Genomic DNA, 25,859 nt, shown 5'->3' with positions numbered 1-25,859 from the left:
TGCTTAGTTGCTGGCGGCGGGAGCAGCAGCGCCGGCGGCTGGCGCCGGCGTTGCCTTGTTGCTGTCGGGGCTGCGGAAATAGCGGAAGAACTCCGATTCCGGCGACAGCACCATTGTCGTGCCGTCGGCATTCAGCGCGGTACCATAGGCGCTCATCGACCGGTAGAAGTCGAAGAACTCAGGATCGCGGTTGAAGGCGTTGGCGAACACCGCGGAGCGCTGGGCTTCGCCTTCACCGCGCAGGATTTCCGATTCCTTCTGCGCTTCGGCGACGGTCTCGACCACTTCGCGGTCGGCACGGGCGCGGATGCGCTGTGCTGCTTCGCGGCCGCGTGCCCTCAGCCTTTCGGCCTCGGCCAAACGCTCGGCCTTCATCCGGTCGAAGGTCTGCTGCGACACTTCCTGGGTGAGATCGGTGCGGCGAATGCGAACATCCTGGATCTCGAGGCCCAGCGACGTCGCGTCGGGCTGCAGCTGGTCGCGAACCTCGCGCATCATGGCCGCGCGCTCTTCCGAGAGCGCCGCTTCGAAGCCACGCACGCCGTAGACACGGCGCAGGGCCGCGTCGAAGCGGGTGCGCAGGCGCTGTTCGGCCAGTTCCACGCTACCCGAAACGGTCGAGCGGAACTTGCGGGCATCGTTGATGCGATAGGCGATGAAGGCGTCGACGTCATAGAACTTGCCGCCCGAGACCTGGACGCGGATGTCGTCGAGGTCCAGACGCAGCACGCGGTCCTCGATGACCTGCACGTTGTCAGCCTCGAACATCGAGAACGGCGCCTTGAAATAGATGCCGGGCTCGGTCTTGACGTCGACGATCTCGCCGAAGCGCAGCACGATGACTTGCTGGCGCTCGTTGACCACGAAGATCGACGACCAGATCAGGAACAGGATGATCGCGGCGAAGACGCCGATGATGGGAAGACGATTGGACATCAGTTGCCTCCCGCCGCCGGAGCGCGCTTCTGCAGTTCAGGCAACGGCAGATAGGGCACCACGCCCTGTCCATTGCCTTGCTCGACGATCACCTTGCCGGAGCCTTGAAGCACCTTTTCCATCGTTTCGAGATAGAGGCGCTTGCGGGTCACGTCTGGCGCCTTGGCATATTCGTCATAGACAGAGATGAAGCGCTGCGCCTCACCCTCGGCTTCCTGCACGACACGGTTCTTGTAGGCAGCGGCGTCTTCGCGGATCTGGGCCGCCTCGCCTCGCGCCTGGCCGAGCTTCTGGTTGGAATACTGGTTGGATTCCTCGACGAAGCGGTCTTCGTCCTGTTCGGCACGCTGCACCTCGTCGAATGCGTCGGCCACTTCGCGCGGCGGTGCTGCATCCTCGATCGAGATCGCGTTGACGGCCAGACCTGCACCGTACTGGTCGAGCGTATCCTGGATGATGTCGCGCACGCCTGTGGCAATGCCCTGGCGGTCGTCGCGGAAGATGTCCTGTGCCGGACGCCGACCGACCACTTCGCGCATCGCGCTTTCGGCGATCTGGCGAACCATCACGTCGGGTTCGGAAACCTTGAACAGATAGGCTTGCGGGTCGGATACCTGGTAGGCGACGGAGAATTTCACGTCGACGATGTTCTGGTCGCCCGAAAGCATCAGGCCGGATGACGTGCTGCCGCGCACTTCGCCGATATTGACCAGCTTTTCAGCCGTGTTGACCTTCTCGACGGTTTCGACAGGCCACCAATGGAAATGCAGACCTGGCTGCGACAGCTCCTGCTTCGGCTTGCCGAAGCGCAGTTCGACTGCCAGTTCGTCAGGCTGCACGGTGTAGATCGCCTGGAACGCCCAGAGCGCCAGTAAGCCAGCACCGAGCAGGCCAAGCACCATGGCGCTCGAACCGCCGCCGCCCGGAAGCGCGCGTTTCAGCTTGTCCTGGCCCCGGCGAATGATGTCTTCGAGATCAGGAGGCGAGCCCTGTGGCCCACTAGGCCGCGGTCCCTGCCCCCAGGGGCCACCGCCGCCGCCGCTGCCGCCGCCGCCCCATGGGCCGCCGCCGCCTCCATTTTGATTGTTCCAGGGCATGAAAGTCCTTTCACTAGGTATTATTGGCGGCCGCGCCTGAAACGGCCGAAGATTTCCTACCACCATCTATAGGCATGCGATCAAGCGCTTTCAACGAAATGGCCCGTAAGCGCTTCTGATTTCACTACATATGTATGAAACCACCGTCTCAATGCACCCCGCGACGCCTCTCGTAAACTGTATAGCGTGTCGCATGGCTGTCTTTTTCGCCGGCGGGCAAGTCTTCGGAGCGAACAGCCAACCAGAGGGCCGGATCGATCGTCGGGAAGCGCGTGTCGCCGTCAGGGCTCGCCAGAACATGCGTGACATGCAGCCGGTCGGCCAGTGGCAGCGCCTGGCGATAGATCTCGCCACCGCCGATCACGCAGATTTCGCTGACGCCTGGCGTGCAACGGCCCTTGGCCGTGGCGAGCGTAATGGCGTCTTCGACCGATTGTACCGTTTCGGCACCGTCGACCCGGTAGGCCGGATCGCGGCTTACGACGATGTTAAGCCGGCCCGGCAGAGGCTTGCCGATGCTCTCATAGGTCTTCCGGCCCATGATGATCGGCTTGCCCATCGTGTCGGCCTTGAAGCGCTTAAGGTCGCTCGACAGCTTCCACGGCAGGCCGTTGTCGCGCCCGATCACCCCGTTTTCGGCAATCGCCACAAAAATCGCTACGTCCATCAGCCGCCGCTCCCTTGCCTGCGGCCTCAGCCATGGCACGTTCGAACCCGCGTCAGGGCGATTTTCGCCGCTCCGCCTCAATATGGAAGGCGGTTCGCCATGACGGGCAAACTGTATGTCGCCCTCCGGCCGTAGTCCAGATTCAGCCAAGGTTGTCCGCACCTTGATTGTGCAAATACCAGGCCGTCAGCGTGCGTAGACGGCCGATGCTACTACGAGTAGAGGTATCCCACGCCGCGTATCGTCTTGATCACTTCCGGCTTTGAGGGATCGTTCTCGATCTTCTTTCGCAACCGGGAAATCCGGATGTCGATGCTGCGGTCGAAGGGATCCCAGCCGCGATCGTGGGCAAGCTCCAGCAACTGGTCGCGATTGAGCGTCTTGCCGCGATTGTCGGCAAACACTTTGAGCAGCCGGAACTCCATCGGCGTGATGGCAATGTCGAGACCGTCGGGATCGAAAAGTTTGTGCGTTTCCAGGTCGAGCCGGCAATTGCCGAACCTGACGACATGCGGGCCGAGATGATCGCCTTGTCCAATGACTTGGTCATGCCCGGACGTGCGGCGCAGCACAGCCTTGACCCGGGCAAGCAACTCCCTGAGGTCGACGGGCTTGGCGATGTAGTCGTCGGCGCCGATCTCCAGGCCGACCACCCGGTCGATGATCTCGGCGGAGCCGGTCAGCATGATGATGGCGACCTTCGAATGCTCCCGCATGTAGCGAGCCAGTGACAGGCCATCCTCGCCCGGCATCCGGATATCGAGAATGACAACATCGACGGGCTGGGTGTCGACGATCTCGCGCAGGGCCGGGCCGGCATCGGCTGTCGTGACGGCGTAGCCATTACGTTCCAGATACTCCGCGACAGTGTCGCGTAGATCCGGCTCGTCGTCGCAGACAACGATATGCGGGTTAGCGGTCAACGCTTCCTCACCTTTGCTGAAATTAACCCTGTTCGCGGTGGCAGGCAAATACAGCCTTTCAAGCATCGCGGTTGACCAGCCTGGAGACGAAGGTCCGCAGTTCGAACGGCTTGACCGGCTTCTCCAGGTAAGGCCGCTTCGTCGCGCGCAAAAACACCTGTGCGTCCGGACTGATCGTGTCTCCGGTTAGAAAGGCCAGTCTGTCAGCCTCCGCCGGATGCAAATCGCAGACATGATTGTAGAATCTGCGGCCATCCATTTCAGGCATTTTCAGATCGCTCAGAATAACATCGAATGTTCGCGATTTCAGCTGTTTCAACGCCTCCTCGCCGGACCCGGCAACGATCACCGTGAAGCCGTCCTGGGTGAGGATCTCGGCGATAAGATCGCCGACGTCCTTTTCATCATCCACCACCAGGCAGACGCGTCCCGTCGACTTCGGCAGTTCAATGGCCTCGGTCTCGGACCGCTCGGCAAGCCGGTCGGAAGCGGGCAGCGAGACCACGAAGGTCGATCCTCCACCCTCCTTCGTCTCGACCTGGATAGTCCCCTCGTGGGATTGAATGATGCGATAGCAGAAAGACAGGCCGATCCCGGTGCCGGCCCCGACCTCCTTGGTCGTGAAGAAGGGCTCGAAGATGCGCGGCAGGATCTCGTTCGGGATACCCGGACCGGTGTCCGCCACCTTGACGAGAATGTTGCCGCTCTCCGGCTGCAGTTCCGTCGATATCACGATGTCTCTTGGGCCGTCCCAGCCATGCACCGCGTGTTCGGCGTTGACCAGTAGGTTGATCAGAACCTGGGTCAGCTGGTCAGGATCGGCCCATATCGCGGGCAGATCAGGTGCACGCTGAACCGAAAGCGATATGTCGGACGACTTGATCGAATAGCCAACGACCTCGACCGCTGCCGTTACAATGTCGTCGATTGCGACATTCGAGGTCCTTGTCGGTTGCTGCCTTGCCATCGCCAGGAAGGTCCTGACGATGCGCGCGCAGCGCTCCGCGGCCCTGCTGATCTTGTCGGCCCGTTCGACGGTCTTGGGGTCGGACGCCGTCTCCTTCAGCGTCAATGACATGCCGAGCACCACCGAAAGCGGATTGTTCAACTCGTGCGCGACGCCTGCCAGCAGGCCGCCGAGTGCGGAAAGCTTCTCGTTCTGGTGCAGCGTTTCGCGCTGGCGCTCCAGTTGCTGCTGCATCTCGATGCGGTCGGAGAGGTCATAGGTGTGGGAAACAATGACCTTGTCGCCGTGGAAGTCGATCAGCCTTGCCGAGAGCGAACACCAGCATGCTTCTCCATTCTTGCGCTTCAGTTGCGTTTCGAAATCGTCGACTTCGCCCATCAGCAACAGGCGTTCGACAAACTGCTTCCGATGCGCAGGATGGACGTAGCTGTCGAAGGCGTTGTCGACGCCGCCGAGCAGTTCATCCGAAGCCGGGCTCCGGTAGAGCAGTTTTCCATCCTCCGCCCTCGTCATCTGGATGCTGGCCGGGCAGGCCTCCAGGACCTTGCGGACCAGTTCGTCGGCCTCCTTCGCAGCCAGTTCGGCGCGCTTGCGTTCCGTGATGTCGACACGAGTGACCACGAACCCGCCCTCGCGGGTCGGACAGTTTGAAACGAAGAACCAGCCTCCATCGGTATGCTGGAATTCCTGCTGCCGGAACTCCCGCCTGTCCTTGGCCCGTTCGTCCAGCCAGTCGTCGATCCTGTCCTGTGAAACCGGGAACTGGTTGCGCTGGGCGGTCACGCGCAGGAAGTCGAACCAATTGACACCGGGAACCAGCACGTCCGCACTGAGGGCATGCATCTTGCGGTACTGGCTGTTGGCCAGGACCAGGCGGTCGTCCTTGTCGTAAAGCGCAAAACCTTCGGCCAGGGACTCGATGGCGTCGATCAACCGCTCGCTTGCCTGTCGGGTCTGGTTCTGGGCGTCGATGATGTCGGTGATGTTGGTCGCATTGGAAACGATCACCGGCCGCCCCTGAAAATCGATCAGCCGCGCCGAGATCGAACCCCAGAAGATGTTGTCGTTGGCATCGTACTGCCGCACCCGGAAATCATCGATGCAGCCCTTGTCCATAAGGACGCCGACCAGCGTCTTGCGATCATCGGGATTGACGTAATAGCTCCCGATATGCGCGCGGTCGCCATAGAGCTCCCTGCTGGCCGGGTTGCGGTAGAGTGTTTCTCCCTCGATCGTCGACATCCGCGTAGGGACCGGGCAGGCGTCGAGCACCATTTGCATCAGTGCGGTTGCTTCACGCTCAATTGCCTCTGCCTTCTTGCGTTCGGTGATGTCGAGCACGCCGATGACGAGCGACGGCCGGCCGCGATAGTGGCTCCGGCGGCAATTCGTCGAACACCAGACGTTGGACCCATTCGGTCGCCTGAGCTCGATTTCATGGTCGCGCAGGATGTCGTCGTGGCCGACCCGTTCCCTGATCTTCTCGAAATCATCGGGGTCGACGAAATGGTCGATGATGAACTGCGGCTCGTTCGGCCGCCACTTGCGGCCCAGGAGGCGCGAACCGTCGAGGCTCTCGTAGACGATCTGCTTGCTTTCTTCGTCGACGACCCAGACCGGAAGCGGATGGCTGTCGGTGATGCAGCGGAAGATTTCGGCGCTGTCGAGATGCGCGATCTGGACACGCTTCATCTCGGTGATGTCGGTGCTGATCAGCGCGACACCGCCATTGGGCCTGGGGTGGCTGGTCAGGAGCCTCCAGCCGCCATCGACCGTCTGCGCTTCGAACGGGGGCACATTGTCCTGGCGCCAGCGTGTTGCGGCGTGTCGCGCGAAATCGTCCGTCGGCTCAACCTCGATGCCGTCGAAGCTCTTCAAGTTTCGGAGAACCTTGCCGACGACGCTGCCGACATCGGCCGGCCCGTCATCGCCGGCAATGCTGGCGCTGCTGTCGCCGTAGATCGCGGCATTGGCGTCCTCGAGCACGTCGTCGATGTCGAACAGCGCGTAGCCAGTTCGCGCATCCGAAACTCGGCAGTCAGCTTGCATAGGTCGTCTCCTCGACGGAAAGCCCGGCATCGTCTTCACGGCGGCGTGATCGCCGATCGCTGAATAGTCGCGCTTTGTTTCGGCTTGAGGTCGAACCAAACCGTTTTGTTTCAGTCTTTCCGGGCTCCGGGTCGTCTGAACGAACAAACGAAACTTTTTTCTCCCGACGCCGAGAACGAACTGAAACACGCGCGCGCTACGCTCAATTGCATCGACTTCGCTGGAAATGGTCTGCGCAGCGGACCCCAACAGCCTACCAAAAAACCGGCAGGCTGTTGATGCCGTCGGCCCCAGGGCTCGAACGAAGTCAATCGAACATCATCCCAAGAGGAGAATTGAGATGAGACGGACCCTACTGGCGTTGTCTGTCGTTCTGCCGGCATGCGGCGCAGCCGATGCCACCGACCTCGCATCGATCATGCAGTTTCCCAGCTTCCAGGGGATCGCATCGCATCAGCCCCAACAAGCACCACGCTCGAAAGGCACGGAGCCAGCCTCCTCGGCAATGGCCTCGCTCGGGGCTCCGTTCGTGCCGGGTCGGTTGCGTTACATGTTCAAGAGCGCACCGATGCGCTCCACCATCCATGGAGCACCCGGTCTGTCGCCTGACGTCATGGCACCCCGAGGCGCCAATCGGCTCATTCCATGCCCAGCGTTGCATCCGCCTGTCGACTGAGCGGGACAGCCGTGGTGCGCCTGGAAGCGGCCAGATTGAAACAAACGAAACACTTCCATCGCCTCCCTGAAAACGAGCTGAAATGAAAATGAACTAAACCTGAAGTGTCGCCGGTCCTTGGCGTCGCCAATTGACGGAGTCCTCCCAAATGTCTGCCCTTGCCATTCGGTCCCCCGCTGTTGCTTTCGTCCTCTCCCAGGGGACAAGAATTCGCCTTACCATCGAGGCCTATCTCGCCCGGCGGGCACACTACCGCGCCGTTCGGAACCTGTCCGAGCTGGACGACTACCTGCTCAAGGACATTGGCGTTCCGCGCTGCGAAATCGACTCGCTTGCCTACGGTTCTTCCGATCGAAAGCGTGGCCATGAACACGACATGGGCTGAGTTGAGCAGTCGAGACTTCACCGAGGTGGAGTCTCGACTGCCAGTGCTTGCGTTGCATGGCTCAGCCAGCAGCGGCCAGCAATGGCAGGGCCTGTCGGACTATCTCAGAGGCAGCTATCGCGTGGTCGCGCCAGATCTTTCCAGATACGCCAGTTCCGATTCCGCAAAGGCCGCAATCGAGGCGATCATCGACGAGCCGATGCACCTCGTCGGCCATCTGCAGGGCGCCGCACTCGCGCTCGAGATCGCCATGGCGCGGCCTGAACTGGTGCGCAGCCTGACGCTCATCGAGCCGACGGCTTTTCATCTGCTGCGCGACGGAGCACCATCCGATCGGGCATTGTTCGCCGAGCTTGTCGGGCTGGCCGACAGGATGAAGGCGGCGCTCCCAGCGCATGACCCGGCAGGCGGCATGAGCGCCTATGTCGACTTCTGGTATGGCCGCGGCGCCTGGCAGAGAACCAGCCCTGGGCTGCGGCAGACGCTTGCCTCCCACCTGCCCCGGGCTGGTGCGGATCTTACCGCTTCTCTTGTCCCCTCCTGGCCGGCCGGCGGCTGTGCCCAAATTCGATGCCCGACGCTTGTGGCCATGGCGCTCGAAAGCCCAAGCGTCAGCCTGCGCACCACCGAGATTGTCGCCGAAATGATCCCCGGTGCGCGCCTTGCCATGATTGCGGATGCAGGACATATGGCACCGCTGACCGATCCCCACATCGTCGACCCGATGATTGCCGCGCATTTGAAGGCAGTGGATCGTTCAAGAGCCAAACGGCGACCTTGGCACAGAGCCAGCCCACGCAGCCCGGCGACCAGCTTGCCGGCGATCTGACTTTTCCCGCCTTTTGACACGTTCAATCCCCGCCTGTTGCCTAGCAGGTGGGGATTTGCTTTTCGCCACAAGCTGCCTCAGGAATCGGCGGCCCAATTCCCCCCTTCTCGCCCCCGCCCGCCGAAGCCAGCGCGGGCGCCCCAATTCCCTGCTGTTTATCAGTCGCTTGCTGCGTGCCGTTCCAGGCATGGCCAGGCGAACCTCTTGCGTGGCCGATGCCAAAGGCGGTCGCTGTGACGGCCGATCCCTCCATATTTCGGCAGTCGTCGCAGATCTGAAACAAACGAAACACTTCTCTCCGGCGGCAGAAAACGCCCCGCAACAGGCGACCGCTAGAACTGGGACGTCGCCGATATTGGCGACACTCCCAAGAAAGGAATACTCGATGAAGACTCTGGTTCTCGCCGCCGCCTCACTCGCCATGATGTCCGGCGCCGCACTCGCCTCCTCGCAGAATGGCATGATCGCCAAGTTCAATTCGTCCGCTCGCGTCATCACCCTCGAGAGCGGCAAGAGCTTCACCATCCCGCGCGACGTTGCCCTTCCGCCCGTCCAGGTCGGCGAACAGGTCTCGATCCAGCTCAACGACGAAGGCGACAAGGTCACCACCGTCCTGCGCTAGTTCGGATCTCGGAACAGACTGCCGCAGGCGGCCGGACAAAGCCGCCACCAAAGCCATGGACGCTCACGCGATCCATGGCTTCTTTGTTCAGGCGACGTGTCGCCGGGCGCGCATGCCCAGCCTTGGGGTTGCCGTCAGACGGCCACGTCCGCGGCGATCGGAGGGTATGGATCGTAACCGCTCACCTCGAAGTCTTCGATCCTGTAGCCATCGATGCTATCCGGCTTCCGCAGCAACCGCAGGGTCGGGAACGGCCGCGGCTCCCTGGACATTTGCTCTCGCGCCTGCTCGAAGTGGTTGAGGTAGAGGTGAATGTCGCCGCCCATCCAGACCAGGTCTCCGAGTTCCAACCCCACCTGTTGGGCGACCATCGCCTGGAGCGCCGCTCCGCCGATGCAATTGAACGGGGCGCCGAGCAGCAGGTCGCAGGACCTCTGGAAAATCAGCATGTTCAGCCGCCCGGCACTGGTGACGTGGAACTGGTAGACCATGTGGCAGGGCGGCAGTGCCATCTGCCCGATCTCGGGCACGTTCCATCCGTGGAAGAGCATTCGCCGGCTCGACGGGTTCGTCTTCAGTGTCTCGATGACACTGGCGATCTGGTCATGCTCGACCCCGTTGGCGTCTTGCCAGCGGCGCCACTGCTTGCCGTAGACCGGGCCGAGATCGCCCCATTGCAGGGCGAACGCCTCGTCATCGACGATCCGCCGTTCGAACTCCTGCTGGGAGACGTCCTCACCTGTCTCCTTGCGGTATTTGGCCAGCGGCCAGTCCGTCCAGATGCGAACTTTCTCCTGCAGCAGCGGCCGGATGTTGGTTTCCCCGGTGAGGAACCAGAGCATCTCCTTCACCGCCAGCTTCCAGTAGACCTTCTTGGTGGTGAGGATCGGCACCGTCCCATCCGACAGGTCAAAGCGCAGCATCGCGCCGAACGTCGACAGGGTGCCGACGCCCGTGCGGTCGATCCGCTTGTCCCCCTTTTCGAGGATGTGGAACATCAGGTCGAGATACTGGAATTCCGGGTGGCGCAAGTTCGCTCCTTTGGGCGGAGTTAGGCCCGCGTGCTCGGGCTAGAAGCGGCTAAGGCATTCGGCGAAAAGCCACAAGCCTTGTGGGCAGAACTACTGACAACCGTCCGCGGCGCTATGTTCGGGAAAGTCTGGACTAGGGCGCATCGGTCGGCTCGATTCGGAGAATGTCCGATCATAGCGGACCTGCCCGGCCTGAGGCAACGAACACTCGATTTGGGGCGCAGCCCCTCCTGCGCAAGGATGCTGTCGCCGGCACGCGTCAAACAACCGACGCCGGACTGCGAGGCCCGGCGCAGGAAATAACCGAACTGGAAGCAGCGCGGCTTAGAGCGCGCCGAGCTTTCCGAGTTCCTTGGCGACCAGATAGTAGAAGGTGACGCGATTCTTGGTGTTGTCGGCCGACATCGCCTTGCAGACCTTCTCGATCGCGCCGTCAGCCTTCTTGGCGTCCTCGACGCCGAGCTTCTTGGCGATCCAGCCGGCCTTGACCCTGTCGAGTTCCTTGGGATCGGTGCACGAGACCAGCGAGGAATCGCGGTTCCGGAGCGCGATGCCCAGGTGCTTGACGATCTTGCTCACCACCTCTTCCTTGGCGCCGGCATCGTATTTCTTCACGTCTGCAAGATAGTCGGCCATTTGGATTCCCCTCATCGACGAATTGGCTCATTTGCCGTGGGAAAGGCCGGCCTTGACCGGTAAACGCAACGCAGGCCCCCCAGCGCCGGAAGCTTCGGTTCGCGCAACGCGCGAGTCAACCCTGCGTCTTCGCGTGGTCTGATAAAACTGTTGCATATGGCCCGCTCGACTTGCCGTTCGACCTTTCCTTTTTCGCCGAGCCTCCCTATATTCGATCCGTCAGCTTGACTGACTATGGCGATAAACTGCCGATGTAATAAGCCATTCGGACCCGGGGGCGGTACCCGGCGCCTCCACCAAAAGCCGCCGCGCAGTGAGCGACGGCTTTTGCTGGGGGCGAAATAGGATCGACGAGGGTGTAAAGATCGGACTTTTGCTCGGCATTGTACCACCGTTATCGGGCTAAACTTGTAGTTGCAAACGACAACTATGCGGAAGCACGTCTCGCAGCGTAAGCTGTGCGATAGCTTCAAATTAAGCCCTAGAGGTTCGCACTTCTAGGCGGGGTTCGGAGGTACCTGGCAACAGAAACCTCCACTTATCTCCCCAAATCTGCTTTCCCCAAACATGAGCTGCCGGCCTTGGCTGATTTCGGCGTTGCGTGGTTGATCCCGCAATGTCAGCCTGCCTGTGCATGGCCGGTCCCGCTTGTCCGGAGACCTTTCAATGACAACCCCAAATTCCGATCGTTTCTTCGTGCTCACCGGCGGCCCGGGCTCAGGCAAGACCACGCTGATTTCAGCACTCGCCGAGGCCGGCCATGCCACATCGGTCGAGGCGGGCCGCGGCATCATCAGGGATCAGGCCGCGATCGGCGGAACCGCCCTTCCCTGGCACGATACCTCGCTCTTTGCCGAACTCATGTTGTCATGGGAAATGCGTTCGCACGCCATCGCCATGGCCGCATCCGGGCCGATCTGGTTCGACCGCGGCGTGCCTGACGTCATTGGCTATGCCAGCCTCGTCGGCCTGCCGGTGCCGCCACACTTCGAGAGCGCGGCACAGAAGTTCCGCTACAACAGCCGCGTTTTCATCCTGCCGCACTGGCCCGAAATATTCACCCAGGACAGCGAGCGCAAGCAGGATGAGGACGAGGCCCGGCGCACCCATGCCGCGATGGTCGCAAGCTATACGGCTTGCGGCTATGATCTCGTCGAGGTGCCGAGGGCACCGGTTGAGGAACGGCTGGCCTTCGTCCGGGAACGCTCGCGCCTACCCTGAACCGGCTTACGCCGCGCTCGGCAATTGCAACCCCTCCGCGAATGTCCGGTTGCGGCCGGCGCGCTTGGCGGCATAGAGGATCTTGTCGGCGCGGCCGATCGCATCCCATAGCCCTTCGCCGGGATGAAACTCGGCGATGCCGAAGCTGCAGGTCACGGCAAAATCCGTAGGCAGCCCGGCAAAATGGGCGCTTGCGATCTCGCGGCGCAACTTCTCGGTCAGGCTGTATGCCTGGTCCAGGGGACAATTCAGCACCATGATGAATTCTTCGCCGCCCGTCCGCGCAGCTATGTCGCCGGCCCGCAGTTTCTTCCTCATGATCCCGGCGAATGTCGCCAGCACCACGTCGCCAGCGGCATGGCCGAATCGATCGTTGATCGTCTTGAAGCAATCGATGTCGCAGGCAACGATGCCAAGCGGCTTGCCCCGGGCGACAGACAGCAGGCGCGCCTCCCGTCCCTGCAGGCCGCGGCGGTTCAGCAATCCGGTAAGCGGATCGGTGTCGCGCTCTGCCTTCAGCCCCAGAACGATGTCGGCACAGGCGACGACCAGCAGCCCAAGTCCCAGGGTAGCGCCAAGCAGGGACATACTGAACTGCGCCCAGATCCAGAATGCGGATTCGAAGAATGCGTCGACGTCGTCGGGCGGAACCGAACTGCCGTCGAGCAGCACGCGCACGAAGAAGGTCAGGCCAAGACCAAGCAGGAGCCAGACCATGGCGCGGTCGATGACGTTGCCGCGCACAAGGTCCCGCAGCTTCCACGCACCGCTCAAGATGATACAGCCCATGCCGATATTGAGCACATAGACGCGGACCTGGAGGTTGTTGTCGACGTAGTAGAAATAGCACAGCAGGCCGACAATGGCCGCGAACCAGGCCGCGTGCAGTCCCAGTGGCATCGACCTGCGTGAGCGCGCGAGCACACCTTCGACCAACAGCAGCGGCCCTGCGGCATAGAGCATGGCGGAAACGATCGTGTTGTAGCCGATATCAGGGGGCCACAAGGCGAACTGCACGATGGTGGCGCTGCCGACAGCCGCAAATGCAAGCGAGAAAAACAGCAGATGCCGCCGGCGGCGCTCAAGCAACCACACGCACAAGAACGTTGCTGCGAACAACAGCAGCAAAGCGGAGGGAATGAATTTCAAGATTTTCGATGGCCTCGGGCGTCGTCGCTCTACTTCCGGTGGTCTTGGCGGTGACTTACCGGCTCATAGGTAAATAAGACGATATCAAGGCTGCACGAAGATGGCCGCGACATTTCGGCTCGCTCCCGAAGTCATCGTAAGGCCATCGGCACTGACAACTATGGGGCCGGACGACAATCGCCGGCCCCACCTAATTCATTCGGCCGGCGCTTCCACCGCCACGTCGCGGCTGCGGCCGAGCGTCAGTTGGGCGAGCGCGAAGGCGATGACCGCCGACATGGTGATACCCACCACCATTGGCAGGGGCGTGCCGTCGAAGAACAGGCCCGCCACCGCCATGGCGACCGCGCCGGTGGCAAAATGCAACGTCCCCATCAGGGCGGACGCAGTCCCGGCAATTTCGCCATGCTCTTCCATCGCCAGCACCGAGGTCGTCGGGATGACCAGGCCAAGGAAGCCGTAGCCGACGAACAGCAGGGCAGCCAGGACATCAAGCCGGTCGACGCCCGAGGCGAATACGGCAAGCAGCACCACCATCATCGTCGCATAACCGACCACCGCGACCCGCACCACGCGCCGCAACCCGAATCGTTCGGTCAGGTAGCCCGTCAGTTGCGACATGCCTATGAAGGCCACCGCATTGATCGAGAAGAACACGCTGTAGACCGATGGCGACAGGCCGTAATGGTCGATCAGGATGAACGACGAGTTGGCGAGATAGACGAAGAAGCTGGCAATGCCGAAGCCACCGATGAACGTCAGACCAAGGAAGTTGCGGTCGCCGAGCAGGAAGCGATAGCCGCTCAGCGCGCTGCGCACCGAGCTTTCGGCACGATGCGCGGCAGGGCGCGTTTCCTTGAGCGAGGTCGACAAGAGCACGATGGCCAGTACCGCCGCACCGGTGACGACCCAGAAAACGGCGCGCCAGCCAAAGCCCTCGATCACCAACGAACCGGTCAGCGGCGCCAGAATCGGCGACACGGAAAAGACCAGCATCAGCAGCGACATCAGCCGTGCCGCCTCAGTGCCGGTGTGCAGGTCACGTACGATGGCGCGCGGCACCACCATGCCGGCCGAGGCGCCGAGGCCCTGGACCACGCGGAAGGCGATCAGCCACTCGATATTGGGCGCGAGTGCAGCCCCCACACCGCCGATGGCAAACAGCACCAGCCCGATATAGAGCGGCGCCTTGCGGCCGATCATGTCGGAGATCGGCCCGACAACGATCTGGGCCAGGCCCATGGCGAGGAAGAACACGAGCAAGCTCATCTGCACAGCGGCAGTGCCGGCATTGAGGTCGGCGCCGATCGTCGGCAGCGCCGGTAGGTACATGTCGATTGCAAACGGACCGATGGCCGACAAAAGGCCGAGCACGACCGCTACGCGGAGGAATTGGGGTGTCATGGCGTGATTCTTTCGGATCTGGTTTCCGCCGCGAGAAGACGGCGACGTGTAATCCAAGGACGTTCCGCAATCCGAAATTCCGACTCTTCCCGAACCGGTCATCTCGAAGCGAGTACATATTTTTAGACACACTTGTCCAAATCGTCAATCACCTGTATATAAAAATTCCATGACACCTGCCAACGCTCCTGACATTGCGGTCGCCCGCAGCCACAGCGCCAAGCGCCTCTCCATCATCGATGCAGCCGCTTGCGTCTTTTGCCGCGAGGGCTTTGCCGGCGCCAATATCGACCTCATCGCGGCCGAGGCCGGCGTCTCGCGCCAGACGGTCTACAACCATCACGGTGATAAGGAGAATTTGCTGGTCGCAGTAGTCCGAGAAATCACTGACCGGATCAATGTCGGCGTTTTCGACACACTGGCCACCTTCCCCGACAAGCCGGTCGATCTCGAAGCTGACCTCGTGGCCTTCGCGGTACGGCTCAACCAGAATTGCATCTGCAATCGCGACGGCAAGTTCCTGCGCAAGCTCCTGCATACGGAGGGCGAGCGTTACCCAGCACTTTTCGCCGGTTGGCGCGAGGATGGTCCGGCAAAGACCTGGGCCGCCCTTGCCGCGCGTTTTGCCCGCCTGGCACATGCCGGGTGGCTCGAAATCGACGATCCCGACGTCGCCGCCCGCCAGTTCCTGGCCCTCGTCAATGCCGATCTGCAGATGGCGATGATCTTCGGCGACAACCTCTCGGAGGAGCAGCTCAGGACGGCTGCAACCAATGCCGTGCGCTGCTTTCTGCGCGCATATGGCAAGCCTCGCCCGGCTGCAATCTGATCATCTTCAATACCGCGCTATATCCGGTTTACGCCGGGCTCAAGCTTGATTACAGGTAAGGGAACGATTCAATCGGACCCGCATCGACATATGGCCGAAGACCAGATCCGCTACGACATTCTCGCCCAGGAGGCACTGCGCGGCGTCATGCGCAAGGTCCTGGCGGAAGTCGCGCGCACAGGCCTGCCGGGCAACCACCATTTCTTCATCACCTTCATGACCGGCGCGCCGGGCGTGCGCATCTCCAGCCGTCTGCACGAGCGTTATCCCGAGCAGATGACCATCGTCATCCAGTTCCAGTATTGGGACCTGAAGGTCACCGATACCGGCTTCGAAGTTGGTCTGTCCTTCTCGGATGTGCCTGAAAAGCTCGAGATCCCCTTCTCCGCCGTGCGCGGCTTCTACGATCCCTCGGTCAATTTCGAGCTCGAGTTCGAGGTCAAGGCCGAGCCCGCGGCCGCGCCTGAAGAAGATGCGGCCAAGCCGGAGCCGATCGCGGTGGTAAAGCCAGCCGAGCGCAAGGCTGCGCCGAAGAAAAAGGCCGGAGCGGCCGAGAAGGAACCACCGGAAGAGCCGGCCCACGGCAAGGGCGCCGACGTCGTCTCGCTCGACGCTTTCCGCAAGAAGTAAAACAGGACGAGGTCGTCCATGGCCGACGTCGTCAATCTCCGCCAGTTCAGGAAGCACAAGGCGCGGACCGAGCGCGAGACCGTCGCCGACCAGAACCGCGCGTTGCACGGCCGCACCAAGGCGGAAAAGGCACGGGACCGGCTGACCGCCGATCGCGCCGAGAAATTCGTCGACGGCCATCGCCGCGACAGCGACCCGGAAAAATCCGGCCAGTGAGCCTTGTCGAAAAACGCTCGGTGACGATTCGCGGTCACCGCACCAGCTATTCGCTGGAAAAACCCTTCTACGACGACCTTGTCGCCATCTCGGCCACGCGCGGCATGCCCCTTGCCGCCCTCGTTGCCGAAGTCGACGCCCAGCGCCCGCGCGAGGCAAACCTGTCCTCCGCACTCAGGCTGTTCGTCCTGGAACAGGCGAAGCTTGGCGCGGCCCAGCGGTCCGGTCACTAGCTGCAGTTGTTGCGGCCCTTTGCCAGTTACAATTTTCGTAATACGCTTAGTTCTTGACCTCGCCCATTAAACGTAATACATTTAATGAAGATCGTCTGGGACGAACCAAAGCGTCTGGCCAATCTCGAAAAGCATGGCTTCGACTTCGCCCTGCTTGATGAGGACTTTTTCATGAGCGCCATCGTACATCCGACGAAATTCAATCGTTTCAAGGCGATCGGCCGGTTTGCCGATGGTTCCATTGCCGTGATTTTCGCAAGGCTAGGTAGCGAAGGCGTGTCGGTGATATCGATGCGTCCCGCCAGCCCACAGGAACAGAGGCTGCTCAAATGACCGGAAAACCGACAAGAAAAGAATTCGAGCCCGGACGCGGCTACACCAAGGAGGATTGGGACGAGGTTTCCGATAATCCGGAATGGACCGAGGAAGAACTGAAGACCGCAAAACCGTTCGCCGAGGTGTTTCCTGAATTGGCGGAAAGCATCCGCCGCGCGCGCGGCCGCCCCTCGGTCGAGGCGCCCAAGCAGGTCGTCTCGATCCGGCTCGATCCCGATGTCATCGCCAAGTTCAAGGCCACCGGCAAAGGCTGGCAAAGCCGTATCAACGACGTCCTGAAAAAGGCCAAGGTCGGCTGAAACCGCCCTTGGGGCTGCCCGCCTGCCTATTGGCTCTGCAGCGACTTGAAGAAGTCGTCGAGACTGAGCGGTTCGAGCTTCTTCTTGACGGGTGCTTCGGCGGGCGGCGGGGGCGCAGGCTCTGCCGGGATCGCCAGATCCGGCATTGCCATTGGCCGGGCATCGGGCAGCGGCGCCCGTTCGATTTCCGAAACCGGCGCAGGCTTGGCCGCTTCGGCCTCGCGCCTGGCTTTTTCCTCAGCTTCTAGTTTTGCCTTCTGCTCGGCCGCCAGCCGCGCCTTTTCTTCCGCCGCCCGACGAGCCTTGCCGGCATCCTCGAGCGCCTTTTGCCTGACGGCTTCGGCCTGCGCCTTGGCGGCGGCCTCCGCCGCGCGGACTTCCTCTTCGGCCTTGAGCCGGGCTTCCTCGGCTCTGGCCTTCGCTTCTTGCTCGGCGCGAATGCGGGCTTCCTCGGCCAGCCGCGCTTCTTCCGCAATACGTTCGCGCTCGGCCTGGAGACCGGCGAAATAGCGCACCTCGCGCCGCAGCCGTTGCTTTTCCAGCAACACCGCCTGCATCGCCTCGACGCGCGCCTGTTCCTTTTCCAGCGCACGCTGGGTCAGGAATTGCGCCATCGGCTCGCTGTCGAACAACAGCGCGGTCGCCCCCGGCTCGCCTTCGATGCGGAAGCCAAGCACCGGTTCCGAGCCCACCAGGGCCTCCTTGCCCGGCGCGTAGGTGATGTTGCCATTCGCCGCAACGACGCCGTCGTTGAGATCGGCACGCAGGTCTGCGGCAAGTGTCGCCGACGGGTTCTTCAGCGTCAGCGGTGGCGCGCGCAGGATGCCGCCAGCGATGGTGAAGGCGACGTCTGCCTTTTCCGCGGCAAAGCTGCCGGCGCCAGCGATCCCGGGAGCGAACTCGGCGACACGCGCGCCGTTGATGTCGCGGCCCAGCGCGTCGGCCTTGGCGATCAGCGGAGCGAACGCATCCGGGTTCAATCCGGGCACGGTCAGCCCGTCGACAACAGCGGTGCCGGAGCCCGACAACGAAGCGACCAAGCCCTCGATAGACTTGCCGCTGCCAGAAAAGGTCGCCGAAAAATCACCCTTGCCGCCCAGCGAACCCGCGCCCGGAATCCCGCCAACTTCCGCGGAGCCGAGTTTCAGCTGGCTGCTCAGCAGGGCCGTGCCGTCATTGTTCTTGAGTTCGATCAGCCCCTCCAGGGCGCCACCGAACAGCTTGGCCCTGAGGTTGGACAGCCTGAGCGACTGGCCATCGAGTTTCAGGGCCAGCACCGCGTCATTGGCGGTCGCCAGCGGCTCGGCGGCTAGTGTACCGGCGACGATCTCGAGGTCGGCAGTGAACGGCGCGACCGGTTTCTGCTCGAATGGCGCTGCCGGCCAGGCCCCGTCGCCGCTCTCCAGCGCCCTAGCGCCAAGCATCATCTCGGCAAAAGGCGCGAGGTCGAGTTCGTCGAGTGTCAGCGACCCGCCGAGATGCGGCACGCCGCCGACCAGCTCCGCCTTGAGATTGCCGACCACCGCACCCTCGTTCACGGTGCCGTCCAGCCTGTCGAGCAACAACGGCCCGCCGGCATAGCTCGCGTCCGCAGCAAGATCGACCGCCTTGCCGGTGCCCATGCCCGGCAGGGCCACGCCCACCGTCATCAGCCACGGCTCGACATCGGCGGCGCGCAACGTCGCCCTGCCTTTCAGGCTCGGGCCCTCGTCGCGCAGCGCGACCGTCCCGGTAAAACCTGCGGAGGCGTCGTCGCCCTTGAGGCTTGCGATGACCTCGAGTCCGTTCTGCGCAGCACCTTTCGCTGCCACCTCCATTTCGCCCGGCCCGATCACGCCAAGCGGCAGCGCCGGCAGGCCGGCGAGCGCCATCAGGCTGGTTGCGTCCTCGTTGCGGGCGGAAAAATTGAGCGCGATCTGTGCGCCCTGCAACGACCCTTCAAAGGCCGGCGCCGAAAGGGTCGCCAGCAGGTCGGAGCCACCGGCCTTGCCCTGCGCGCTCAGCGCGACGCCGGTCGAACCGTTGCCGTTCTCCACGGCACTGGCCACGAAATCGATGCGGGCATCGGCGAGCAGGCCCGGATAGGCCGCCGCGCGCGCGGCAAGACCCGCCAGCAGCCTGTTGTCTGGCGACTGTGCGGCCGCCAGCGCGACCAGCGGTGCGAGATCCACCGCCACCACGGACGCATCGAGGTTGCCGGTTGGCGTGGCAGGAAAATCCTTGATACGGCCGGTTGCGCTCAACGAAGCGCCAGCCAGCTCGCCTATCGACAGCCTGTCGATCTCCAGCACGCCCTCGCGCAGGCGCAGGGCCGTATCCAGGCTTTCGGCGCTCAGGCCGGCAAGGTTCACCGGTCCAGCCTTCACTGCAAGATCGAGATCGCTGTCGGCAAAGCGATTGGCGCCCTGGTCGGTGACGAACAGCGAAGCGAAGGCGCGCAGACCTTCGAGGTCGAGTTCGCCGCCGTCGAGCTTCATGGTCACCGAAGCCCGCGCATCGCCTGGCTGCAGGCTGTCCAGCTCGCCGGTGAACTTGGCCTTGCCCAGGATCAGCTCGATGTCGTCGAGCTTCTGCTGTTCGCGCGTCAGCGCCACCTTGGCCTTGAACCCCGCGGCCGGCAGCCGGCGCACCGCCTCATCGACATCCCGCGCCACCCAGGCGGCAAAGCCCGAGGGCTGTCCGACCGCCAGCAGCAACTGGCCATCGAAGCCCAGGCTGTCTTCGGTCTTCAGGAAACCGTCGGCCTCCAGCCGCGTGCGCCCGGGCAGCGTCGCAGCCACCGAATTCAGCTTCCAGCCGCCCTCGCCAGGCTCGGCCGACAGTTTGACATCCCGCACCGTGGTGTCTCCGGCGACGATAGCCGGCAGGTCGACGTCGATGGTACCTGGTATCGTCGGCCGCGGCAGGTCGACCAGCACGCTCTCCAGCGCCGTCAGCCGTTGCGTGATCGAAAATCCGGCTCCAGCGGCTTCTCCGCCCACCGCCTCGTCGAAGCGCACCTGCGCACCATTGGCGGCAATCGAGAAATGCGGCGTGGTTCCAAGGTCGATCTCCGCCGTGCCGTCGGCGGTGTAGGGATTGTCGAGCGGCCCGCTTTCGAAGCGGAACTCCTCGACCCCGAGCCTGGCGTGGTCGAGTGCGAACTTGCCCTTCAGCCTGAAGCCGGGTCCCGCAGACTTGGCTGGCGCCTTGGGTTTGTCGCCCTTGGCGGCCGGCGGCTCGGCTTGGGCCTCGATGACGCTGAAATTGCCGGCATAAAGCCCGCGCCCCTTGTCCATGCTCGCATTGCCGTCGCTTTCCAGCACGAAGCCACGGCGTTCGGGTGTGGCCCGCAGCCGTAGCCGCATCTGGCCGGTCGGGTCGACCGAGCCGGTCGAAGCCGACAGTTGCGTCTTCATCCCGTTGATGCGGAGCGAGCCGTCCATCCGCCATGGGCCGGCAAGCGACTTGGCCGAAATCTCGGTGTTGATTTCCGACAGAAGCTGGTCGCGCCCGCTGGTTCCATGCCGCACCCTCACCTGCCCCTCGGTGACGGTCAGCTTCTCGATGGAGATCTGCTTGGCATCGAAGGGCGCCGAAGGCCGCATCGCCCAGTCGACGGTGCCGTCGGCAGCCACATCGATCGTCGCCTTCGGCCGCACCAGCCGCATGTCGTAGATCAGGAACTCGCCGCGCAGCAGCGGCGCCAGTTCCGCATCCATCGAGAACGTCTCGACAGTCATGGCATCTTTGCCGTCGGCCCCGCCGCCCACCGTCACATCGGAAAACGTCACCGACGGAAACGGCAGGATTCGCGCGCGCACGTCGCCCTGCACAGCCACCTTGCGGCCGAGAATGGCGCTCGCCTCGCGCTCGAACTCGGCCTTGTAGCCGGACCAGTCGATAAAATACGGCCCCACCAGTGCCGCAAGCAGCGCCAGTACAAACAGTCCACCAAATATTACGAACAGGCGAGCGAGCATTGCCTCGGGGCAAATCTTTTCATGCGTCCCAAGCGTCTAAGCGCAGGAGCGTGGTCATTTGGTGGCATGTTGGGCTGTACGCCGCGGCGCGTCAACGCCGCGGCGTAGCCTCTCCCGCAAAAAGCGACGGCTGGTCGCTATGCCGCCCGCCTCATGCGGATCACCTCGAGCGGCCTGCCTTCGTCGTCATGGGCGTGCCGCAGCAGTTCGACGAAACCCATGCGCTGGTAGAAGGCAACGGCCGACAAATTGTCGGCATAGACCTCGACCTCGAGCGCGCCTTTCAGCTTTGCTGCATGCAGCACCAGCGCCTTGCCCAGGCCATGGCCATGGGCGGCCGGGTCGACGAACAGCCCACCGATGAAATTGTCGATCAGGCCGATGAAGCCGGCCGGCTTGCAGTCTATCTCGGCCACCCAGTTTTCCGCCTGCGGCAGGTAGACGTCCCGCACCTTGGCCTGTTGGGCGAGAAGATCCTCCTCCGTCAGGAACGGATGGCCGATGCGCGAAGCGTCCAGCCAGATTTCGGCCAGTCGCATGCGATCAGCCGTGTCGGAATAGGCGCGAACCGTCGCGCCGTGAGCGTGTTTCATGGAATTATCCTTGGAATTTACGTGTCAGAGAAAGGCGCAAGCGCTCGTTCAGCCTCTCGGCTGTCATCGGCCCGCTGGCCGACGCTTCAACGATTGAAGTCTCTGCGCATAAAATTCCTTGTTGGACGGCGGCGCAGTAGCAAGCCGGCGACCTCAGGTCAACGTTTGTCTAGTCCGCCGCTGGCAGCATCTTGCCGGGATTGAGGATGTTCTGTGGGTCGAGTGCCTGCTTGATCGCCCGCATCACGGCCACGCCGTGGCCGTGCTCGCGCTCCATCAGCCCCATCTTGCCCTGGCCGATGCCGTGCTCGCCGGTCGAGGTGCCGTCCATTGATATCGCCCGCTCGGCCAGCCGCTTCACGAACTCCTCGGCGCGGCCGATGTCTGTTGGGTCATTCGGGTCCATCAGCACCAGCGTGTGGAAATTGCCGTCGCCGACATGTCCGACGATCGGCGCGATCAGCCCCAGCCGCTCGATGTCGGCCTCAGTCTCGGCAATGCATTCGGCCAGCCGCGAAATCGGCACGCAGGCATCGGTCGACAGCGCGCGTGCGCCGGGGCGCAGCGTCTGCGACGCCCAATAGGCGTCATGTCGCGCCCTCCACAGCTTCGCCCGCTCCTCGGCAACCGTGGTCCACAGGAACGGCCCGCCGCCATATTCGGCAGCGATCTCGCCAAAGTTTTCCGCCTGCTCCGCCACACCGGCGTCCGAGCCGTGGAATTCCAGGAACAGGCATGGGCTTTCGGGATAATCGAGCTTGGAATAGATCTTCATCGCCCGCATCTGCAGCGCGTTGACCAGTTCGATCCGCGCCACCGAAATGCCCATCTGGATGGTCGCGATCACCGCCTGGCATGCAGCCTCGACGCTCGGGAACGGACAGACCCCGCCCGAGATCGCCTGCGGGATGCCCTGCAGCTTGAGCGTCACCTCGGTGATGATGCCGAGCGTGCCCTCCGACCCCACCAGCAGCCGCGTCAGATCATAGCCGGCCGAGCTTTTCCTGGCACGATGCGAGGTCACCACCTCGCTGCCGTCGGCCATCACGGCCCGCAGCGCAAGCACGTTCTCGCGCATCGTGCCGTAGCGCACCGCATTAGTACCCGAGGCGCGGGTCGCCGCCATGCCGCCGAGGCTGGCGTTGGCGCCGGGATCGATCGGGAAGAACAGCCCGGTGTCGCGCAAGTAGGTGTTCAGCGCCTCGCGCGTCACCCCCGCCTCGACCGTGCAGTCGAGGTCGTCGGCATTGACGGAGACGACCTTGTCCATGCGCGAGGTGTCGACCGAGATGCCGCCTGCCGGCGCGTTGACATGGCCTTCCAGCGACGTGCCCGTGCCGAAGGCGATGACCGGCACGCGATGTTCCGCACAGACCCGCACGACGTCCTGCACGTCTGCCGTGCTTTCGGCGAACACCACGCCGTCGGGCGCCTGGTTGGGCAGATAGGTCGTTGTATGGCCATGCTGCTCACGGATCGCCTGGCCGGCCTGGAAGCGCTCGCCAAATTTCTGCTTGAGGATGCCGAGAGCGGTGGCGATCCCTTCCTCGTTCCGCGCCATCGCCTTCAGGTCGCTCAAAGCCATGTTTTCCTCCGCGATTGGAACAGCATGCCGCCTTGCCGGCACCCTATGCTCGGGTAATCTGCCACCCTGTCCGGTTTGTCCAGCGCAACAGAAGACCAAAGGATTACGCCATGCCAGCCCCGTTCGTGTCACGCGTCATGGAGATTGAGAAAGGCTGGATCGACTATAATGGCCACCTCAACATGGCCTATTACAACGTCCTGTTCGACCGCTGCAGCGACGAGGCGCTCGATCTGCTCGGAATGGGGGCTGCTTACGTCCGCGACCGAAAGCTCACCATCTACACGGCGGAAGTCCACGTCTGCTATGTGCAGGAACTGCATCTCGAACACCGCGTCACCGCGAGCTTCCAGCTGCTCGACCATGACGACAAGCGACTGCGTGTCTACCAGGAGCTGCGCCACGTCGACGGCTGGCTGGCGGCGACGTCGGAATATCTCGCTTTGCATGTCGATATGACTGGCCCGAAGGTCGCGCCCTTCCCGGAGGACATCATGGCGAACCTTCAGGCAATGGGTGCCGCCCATGCCGCATTGCCGATGCCGGAACGCGCCGGCCGCTCGATCGGCATCAGGCGCAAGCCGGTATAGTGGCTGAAGGGCCACAGGCGATTAACCTTACCTGTTCATAACCTGCATCACAGCCACCGGTTCGTTGATCGGCTGCACCCTCACCCCGACAATCCCACGCAGCGAAGTTGAGTCGCGGCGGGCACCGGACGGCTTGAGGCAAGGCATGCAAACAGACATCGAAACGACAGCCAGCAAGCTTGCCTGCGACCCGCGCATCAGCGACTACGATTTCTGGCGTTCGCTGCGCAACATCAACAACGAAATCTTCGAGATCGCCAACAACAACGGGCCGATCCCGATCGAGATGCTGCGCTGGCGCGTCATCCTGCGCCAGGCCCGCTCCAAGCGCGGCGTGGCCTGAACCAGGCAGGCGCGCGCGAACGGCTCACGCCTGCCACAAGGCAGATCAGGCCAGCTTCTCCTTGAAGAAGGCAATTGTCCGGCCCCAGGCCAGGTCCGCCGCCTCCTTGTTGTAGCGCGCCTCGGACGTGTCGTTGTTGAAGGCGTGCTGGGCGCCGTCATAGACGTGAACCTCAAAATCCTTGCCAGCCTTCGTCAGCGCCGCCTTGTAGGCGTCGATGCCGGCGTTGATGCGCTCGTCCATCCCGGCATAATGCAAGAGCAGTGCCGCCTTGATGTTGGCGATTGCCGCCTCGTCCTTGGGCTGCGCGCCATAATAGGCGACGCCGGCGCCGAGGTCCGGCGCGTTGACGGCAAGCAGATTGACAGTGCCGCCGCCCCAGCAAAAGCCGACCGCGCCGACCTTGCCGTTCCCGCTTTCGTGCCCCTTCAGGAAAGCCACCGTCGCGACGCCGTTTGCCACCGTCTGCGCAGCATCTAATTGGCCGAACATCTCGCGCGCCTTTTCCTCGTCAGGCGGCGTGCCGCCGAGCGGCGACAGATAGTCGGGCGCCAGCGCGACGAAGCCTTCGAGCGCGATGTGCCGCGCCACGTCGCGGATATGCGGATTGAGGCCCCGGTTTTCGTGGATGACGATGATCGTCGGCAGCTTGCCCGCATTTTCCGCCGGTTGGACGAGATAGCCCTTCATCTCGCCGGCACCGCCGGGATAGGTGATCTCCTCGGCCTTGAGCCGCGTGTCGTCCTCGGCAACGATGGCCGCCCGCGCCTGGTTGGCCGAAAGCATCGGCGCAATCACCGCCGCCGCGGCAGCCGATCCGGTGAGCTTGGTCAGCGTCTCCATGAAGTGGCGCCGGTCGAGCGTCAGGTGGGTGTATTCGTCGTAGGCGTCGATCATCGCCTGGGTGATGGCAGGTCTGGTCATGGCTCGCTCCCTGTCTTCGACATCAGGCGGCGAGTTTAGCGTATGCAAATGTAGGTGGTGTCACGGTTGCGTGAATGGGCACCGCCGTGCAGTGGAGGTGCCCGGGCCTCGGGCGCAGCTAAGACGCTGATCAATCCTGGCTTTCCATGAAGCGGATGCGATTGCCGAACGGGTCGATCACCTCGCACTCCAGCCCCCAGTCCTGATGCTGCAGGCCCGGACGGTTGTATTTGTAGCCCTTGGCGATCAGCCCCTTCTGGAATGCTTCCACACCCTGCATGTAGCAGACAGCGGTCGCACCGGGGCTGGCGTCGCCGGAATGCTCCGACAGGTGCAGCCTCAAGCCACCGCGCGACACCTGGCAGTAGAGCGGCGCGCCGGGATGGAAGCGATGCTCCCAGTCGACCTTGCAGTCGAGAAAGCCCTCGTAGAAGCCCCTCGCCTTATCCTCGTCGAAGATGCGGAAGATCGGCACCGGCTGGGTGAAGCTCACCGCACCGGTGGCAGGCTCTTCCACCTTCTCCAGCTTGCTCGACAGGATATTCCAATTGTCGACACCGAACTGCCGGGCGACGATTTCGAGCGCCTCGCTGTGGCTGACATCGAGGTTCTTTTGGGCAAGCGCCTCGCGCATGGCCTTCGCCATCGCCTTTGCATCACGATAGGTTCGCATGATCTTCCGATCCTCAGGTTCCGGTGAGCATGTCCATCAGTGCCCGCATTGCCG

General features: G+C 62.9%; 26 protein-coding genes and 1 other RNA gene. 13 read left to right on the top strand and 14 right to left on the bottom strand.

Translation table 11 applies throughout. The annotated features are described in order from the left end of the window. Positions 1–3 precede the first annotated feature (3 nt). From hflC to GGQ99_RS02365, 5 genes are all read right to left on the bottom strand, one after another. On the bottom strand, positions 4–936 hold the full coding sequence (gene hflC / locus GGQ99_RS02385; RefSeq protein ID WP_108607672.1) for a protease modulator HflC: 933 nt from the start codon (positions 934–936) through the stop codon (positions 4–6). After that, positions 936–2,033 (bottom strand): FtsH protease activity modulator HflK, encoded by a 1,098-nt coding sequence (gene hflK / locus GGQ99_RS02380; protein ID WP_108607671.1) that lies wholly within the window; start codon positions 2,031–2,033, stop codon positions 936–938. The genes hflC and hflK overlap by 1 nt, the downstream gene beginning before the upstream one ends. 148 nt (positions 2,034–2,181) lie before the next feature. After that, positions 2,182–2,700: a dihydrofolate reductase gene (locus GGQ99_RS02375; protein ID WP_108607670.1), complete on the bottom strand. Its 519-nt coding sequence runs from the start codon at positions 2,698–2,700 to the stop codon at positions 2,182–2,184. Between the two features lie 212 nt (positions 2,701–2,912). Further along, on the bottom strand, positions 2,913–3,623 hold the full coding sequence (locus GGQ99_RS02370; RefSeq protein WP_108609837.1) for a response regulator: 711 nt from the start codon (positions 3,621–3,623) through the stop codon (positions 2,913–2,915). 58 nt (positions 3,624–3,681) lie between these two features. Continuing rightward, positions 3,682–6,639, bottom strand: a complete 2,958-nt coding sequence (locus tag GGQ99_RS02365; RefSeq protein WP_183260426.1) for a PAS-domain containing protein — start codon at positions 6,637–6,639, stop codon at positions 3,682–3,684. A gap of 824 nt (positions 6,640–7,463) precedes the next feature. Here GGQ99_RS02365 and GGQ99_RS02360 point away from each other — a divergent pair. The 3 genes from GGQ99_RS02360 (at position 7,464) to GGQ99_RS02350 (ending at position 9,151) form a co-directional block, all read left to right on the top strand. Then, positions 7,464–7,700: a DUF1127 domain-containing protein gene (locus GGQ99_RS02360; RefSeq protein WP_183260424.1), complete on the top strand. Its 237-nt coding sequence runs from the start codon at positions 7,464–7,466 to the stop codon at positions 7,698–7,700. Continuing rightward, positions 7,681–8,529 (top strand): alpha/beta fold hydrolase, encoded by an 849-nt coding sequence (locus tag GGQ99_RS02355; protein WP_183260422.1) that lies wholly within the window; start codon positions 7,681–7,683, stop codon positions 8,527–8,529. Before GGQ99_RS02360 ends, GGQ99_RS02355 begins: the two co-directional genes overlap by 20 nt. Positions 8,530–8,914: 385 nt before the next feature. After that, positions 8,915–9,151, top strand: a complete 237-nt coding sequence (locus GGQ99_RS02350) for a DUF1344 domain-containing protein (protein ID WP_108607666.1) — start codon at positions 8,915–8,917, stop codon at positions 9,149–9,151. Positions 9,152–9,285: 134 nt separating this feature from the next. On the opposite strand, the gene thyA is transcribed toward GGQ99_RS02350, so the two are convergent. Both thyA and GGQ99_RS02340 read right to left on the bottom strand, forming a co-directional pair. Further along, positions 9,286–10,182: a thymidylate synthase gene (gene thyA / locus GGQ99_RS02345; protein WP_281379859.1), complete on the bottom strand. Its 897-nt coding sequence runs from the start codon at positions 10,180–10,182 to the stop codon at positions 9,286–9,288. Positions 10,183–10,506: 324 nt separating this feature from the next. Continuing rightward, complete coding sequence (locus tag GGQ99_RS02340) at positions 10,507–10,818, bottom strand: DUF2853 family protein (protein WP_108607664.1); 312 nt, start codon at positions 10,816–10,818, stop codon at positions 10,507–10,509. Positions 10,819–10,997: 179 nt separating this feature from the next. On the opposite strand from GGQ99_RS02340, the gene ssrA reads away from it, so the two are divergent. Continuing rightward, positions 10,998–11,357: a transfer-messenger RNA gene (gene ssrA / locus GGQ99_RS02335) on the top strand. Positions 11,358–11,484: 127 nt separating this feature from the next. Continuing rightward, entirely contained in the window at positions 11,485–12,039 is a 555-nt protein-coding gene (locus GGQ99_RS02330) for an AAA family ATPase (protein WP_183260420.1), read from the top strand. Positions 12,040–12,045: 6 nt separating this feature from the next. Here the strand turns inward: GGQ99_RS02330 and GGQ99_RS02325 are convergent, their stop codons facing one another. Beyond that, on the bottom strand, positions 12,046–13,188 hold the full coding sequence (locus tag GGQ99_RS02325) for a GGDEF domain-containing protein (RefSeq protein WP_183260418.1): 1,143 nt from the start codon (positions 13,186–13,188) through the stop codon (positions 12,046–12,048). Positions 13,189–13,383: 195 nt separating this feature from the next. Beyond that, the gene (locus GGQ99_RS02320; RefSeq protein WP_183260415.1) at positions 13,384–14,592 is read right to left on the bottom strand and encodes a multidrug effflux MFS transporter; all 1,209 of its coding nucleotides are present in this window, start codon (positions 14,590–14,592) and stop codon (positions 13,384–13,386) included. Positions 14,593–14,761: 169 nt separating this feature from the next. On the opposite strand from GGQ99_RS02320, the gene GGQ99_RS02315 reads away from it, so the two are divergent. The 6 genes from GGQ99_RS02315 to GGQ99_RS02290 all read left to right on the top strand — a co-directional run bounded on the left by GGQ99_RS02315 (position 14,762) and on the right by GGQ99_RS02290 (position 17,135). Then, positions 14,762–15,421 (top strand): TetR/AcrR family transcriptional regulator, encoded by a 660-nt coding sequence (locus GGQ99_RS02315; RefSeq protein ID WP_183260413.1) that lies wholly within the window; start codon positions 14,762–14,764, stop codon positions 15,419–15,421. A 90-nt stretch (positions 15,422–15,511) separates the two neighbouring features. After that, complete coding sequence (locus tag GGQ99_RS02310) at positions 15,512–16,051, top strand: SspB family protein (protein ID WP_183260411.1); 540 nt, start codon at positions 15,512–15,514, stop codon at positions 16,049–16,051. Between the two features lie 18 nt (positions 16,052–16,069). After that, positions 16,070–16,267 carry a DUF4169 family protein gene (locus GGQ99_RS02305; protein WP_183260409.1) on the top strand — a complete coding sequence of 66 codons (198 nt, stop codon included), beginning with the start codon at positions 16,070–16,072 and terminating at the stop codon, positions 16,265–16,267. Further along, positions 16,264–16,500, top strand: coding sequence for a ribbon-helix-helix domain-containing protein (locus GGQ99_RS02300; protein ID WP_183260407.1), 237 nt, complete (start codon positions 16,264–16,266; stop codon positions 16,498–16,500). Before GGQ99_RS02305 ends, GGQ99_RS02300 begins: the two co-directional genes overlap by 4 nt. Positions 16,501–16,584: 84 nt before the next feature. Continuing rightward, positions 16,585–16,833, top strand: a complete 249-nt coding sequence (locus GGQ99_RS02295) for a BrnT family toxin (protein ID WP_183260405.1) — start codon at positions 16,585–16,587, stop codon at positions 16,831–16,833. Further along, positions 16,830–17,135 (top strand): BrnA antitoxin family protein, encoded by a 306-nt coding sequence (locus GGQ99_RS02290; protein ID WP_183260403.1) that lies wholly within the window; start codon positions 16,830–16,832, stop codon positions 17,133–17,135. The genes GGQ99_RS02295 and GGQ99_RS02290 overlap by 4 nt, the downstream gene beginning before the upstream one ends. Before the next feature lie 26 nt (positions 17,136–17,161). On the opposite strand, the gene GGQ99_RS02285 is transcribed toward GGQ99_RS02290, so the two are convergent. From GGQ99_RS02285 to GGQ99_RS02275, 3 genes are all read right to left on the bottom strand, one after another. Beyond that, positions 17,162–21,097: an AsmA family protein gene (locus tag GGQ99_RS02285; RefSeq protein WP_183260401.1), complete on the bottom strand. Its 3,936-nt coding sequence runs from the start codon at positions 21,095–21,097 to the stop codon at positions 17,162–17,164. Between the two features lie 137 nt (positions 21,098–21,234). Further along, positions 21,235–21,690 (bottom strand): GNAT family N-acetyltransferase, encoded by a 456-nt coding sequence (locus GGQ99_RS02280; RefSeq protein ID WP_183260399.1) that lies wholly within the window; start codon positions 21,688–21,690, stop codon positions 21,235–21,237. Between the two features lie 169 nt (positions 21,691–21,859). Continuing rightward, a complete protein-coding gene (locus GGQ99_RS02275) occupies positions 21,860–23,275 on the bottom strand; it encodes an FAD-binding oxidoreductase (RefSeq protein ID WP_183260397.1) in 1,416 nt (471 codons plus the stop codon). Between the two features lie 110 nt (positions 23,276–23,385). Between GGQ99_RS02275 and GGQ99_RS02270 the strand changes: the two genes are divergently transcribed. Together GGQ99_RS02270 and GGQ99_RS02265 are read left to right on the top strand one after the other, a co-directional pair. Continuing rightward, positions 23,386–23,865 carry a thioesterase family protein gene (locus tag GGQ99_RS02270; RefSeq protein ID WP_246389382.1) on the top strand — a complete coding sequence of 160 codons (480 nt, stop codon included), beginning with the start codon at positions 23,386–23,388 and terminating at the stop codon, positions 23,863–23,865. Between the two features lie 145 nt (positions 23,866–24,010). Next, positions 24,011–24,208 (top strand): hypothetical protein, encoded by a 198-nt coding sequence (locus tag GGQ99_RS02265; protein WP_108607650.1) that lies wholly within the window; start codon positions 24,011–24,013, stop codon positions 24,206–24,208. A gap of 45 nt (positions 24,209–24,253) precedes the next feature. Here GGQ99_RS02265 and GGQ99_RS02260 read toward each other — a convergent pair whose 3' ends face one another. Together GGQ99_RS02260 and GGQ99_RS02255 are read right to left on the bottom strand one after the other, a co-directional pair. Continuing rightward, positions 24,254–25,132: a dienelactone hydrolase family protein gene (locus GGQ99_RS02260; RefSeq protein ID WP_183260395.1), complete on the bottom strand. Its 879-nt coding sequence runs from the start codon at positions 25,130–25,132 to the stop codon at positions 24,254–24,256. Positions 25,133–25,262: 130 nt separating this feature from the next. Continuing rightward, a complete protein-coding gene (locus tag GGQ99_RS02255; RefSeq protein ID WP_183260393.1) occupies positions 25,263–25,805 on the bottom strand; it encodes a glyoxalase superfamily protein in 543 nt (180 codons plus the stop codon). Positions 25,806–25,859 lie beyond the last annotated feature (54 nt).

This window comes from Aminobacter niigataensis, assembly GCF_014200015.1.
Classification (GTDB): Bacteria; Pseudomonadota; Alphaproteobacteria; order Rhizobiales; family Rhizobiaceae; genus Aminobacter; species Aminobacter niigataensis.
The sequence above is the reverse complement of the archived record's forward strand: the minus strand, read 5'-3'. Positions and strand labels throughout refer to the sequence as shown.

What these genes read in the sequence shown, in the direction of transcription:
- GGQ99_RS02320 (WP_183260415.1), bottom strand. Translation starts at nt 14,592, where the DNA reads ATGACACCCCAATTCCTCCGCGTAGCGGTCGTGCTCGGCCTTTTGTCG.
- GGQ99_RS02305 (WP_183260409.1), top strand. Translation starts at nt 16,070, where the DNA reads ATGGCCGACGTCGTCAATCTCCGCCAGTTCAGGAAGCACAAGGCGCGG.
- GGQ99_RS02275 (WP_183260397.1), bottom strand. Translation starts at nt 23,275, where the DNA reads ATGGCTTTGAGCGACCTGAAGGCGATGGCGCGGAACGAGGAAGGGATC.
- GGQ99_RS02315 (WP_183260413.1), top strand. Translation starts at nt 14,762, where the DNA reads ATGACACCTGCCAACGCTCCTGACATTGCGGTCGCCCGCAGCCACAGC.
- hflC (WP_108607672.1), bottom strand. Translation starts at nt 936, where the DNA reads ATGTCCAATCGTCTTCCCATCATCGGCGTCTTCGCCGCGATCATCCTG.
- GGQ99_RS02355 (WP_183260422.1), top strand. Translation starts at nt 7,681, where the DNA reads ATGAACACGACATGGGCTGAGTTGAGCAGTCGAGACTTCACCGAGGTG.
- GGQ99_RS02330 (WP_183260420.1), top strand. Translation starts at nt 11,485, where the DNA reads ATGACAACCCCAAATTCCGATCGTTTCTTCGTGCTCACCGGCGGCCCG.
- GGQ99_RS02280 (WP_183260399.1), bottom strand. Translation starts at nt 21,690, where the DNA reads ATGAAACACGCTCACGGCGCGACGGTTCGCGCCTATTCCGACACGGCT.
- GGQ99_RS02340 (WP_108607664.1), bottom strand. Translation starts at nt 10,818, where the DNA reads ATGGCCGACTATCTTGCAGACGTGAAGAAATACGATGCCGGCGCCAAG.
- GGQ99_RS02295 (WP_183260405.1), top strand. Translation starts at nt 16,585, where the DNA reads ATGAAGATCGTCTGGGACGAACCAAAGCGTCTGGCCAATCTCGAAAAG.
- GGQ99_RS02285 (WP_183260401.1), bottom strand. Translation starts at nt 21,097, where the DNA reads ATGCTCGCTCGCCTGTTCGTAATATTTGGTGGACTGTTTGTACTGGCG.
- GGQ99_RS02260 (WP_183260395.1), bottom strand. Translation starts at nt 25,132, where the DNA reads ATGACCAGACCTGCCATCACCCAGGCGATGATCGACGCCTACGACGAA.
- GGQ99_RS02255 (WP_183260393.1), bottom strand. Translation starts at nt 25,805, where the DNA reads ATGCGAACCTATCGTGATGCAAAGGCGATGGCGAAGGCCATGCGCGAG.
- GGQ99_RS02310 (WP_183260411.1), top strand. Translation starts at nt 15,512, where the DNA reads ATGGCCGAAGACCAGATCCGCTACGACATTCTCGCCCAGGAGGCACTG.
- GGQ99_RS02350 (WP_108607666.1), top strand. Translation starts at nt 8,915, where the DNA reads ATGAAGACTCTGGTTCTCGCCGCCGCCTCACTCGCCATGATGTCCGGC.
- GGQ99_RS02290 (WP_183260403.1), top strand. Translation starts at nt 16,830, where the DNA reads ATGACCGGAAAACCGACAAGAAAAGAATTCGAGCCCGGACGCGGCTAC.
- GGQ99_RS02365 (WP_183260426.1), bottom strand. Translation starts at nt 6,639, where the DNA reads ATGCAAGCTGACTGCCGAGTTTCGGATGCGCGAACTGGCTACGCGCTG.
- GGQ99_RS02265 (WP_108607650.1), top strand. Translation starts at nt 24,011, where the DNA reads ATGCAAACAGACATCGAAACGACAGCCAGCAAGCTTGCCTGCGACCCG.
- hflK (WP_108607671.1), bottom strand. Translation starts at nt 2,033, where the DNA reads ATGCCCTGGAACAATCAAAATGGAGGCGGCGGCGGCCCATGGGGCGGC.
- GGQ99_RS02270 (WP_246389382.1), top strand. Translation starts at nt 23,386, where the DNA reads ATGCCAGCCCCGTTCGTGTCACGCGTCATGGAGATTGAGAAAGGCTGG.
- GGQ99_RS02375 (WP_108607670.1), bottom strand. Translation starts at nt 2,700, where the DNA reads ATGGACGTAGCGATTTTTGTGGCGATTGCCGAAAACGGGGTGATCGGG.
- GGQ99_RS02360 (WP_183260424.1), top strand. Translation starts at nt 7,464, where the DNA reads ATGTCTGCCCTTGCCATTCGGTCCCCCGCTGTTGCTTTCGTCCTCTCC.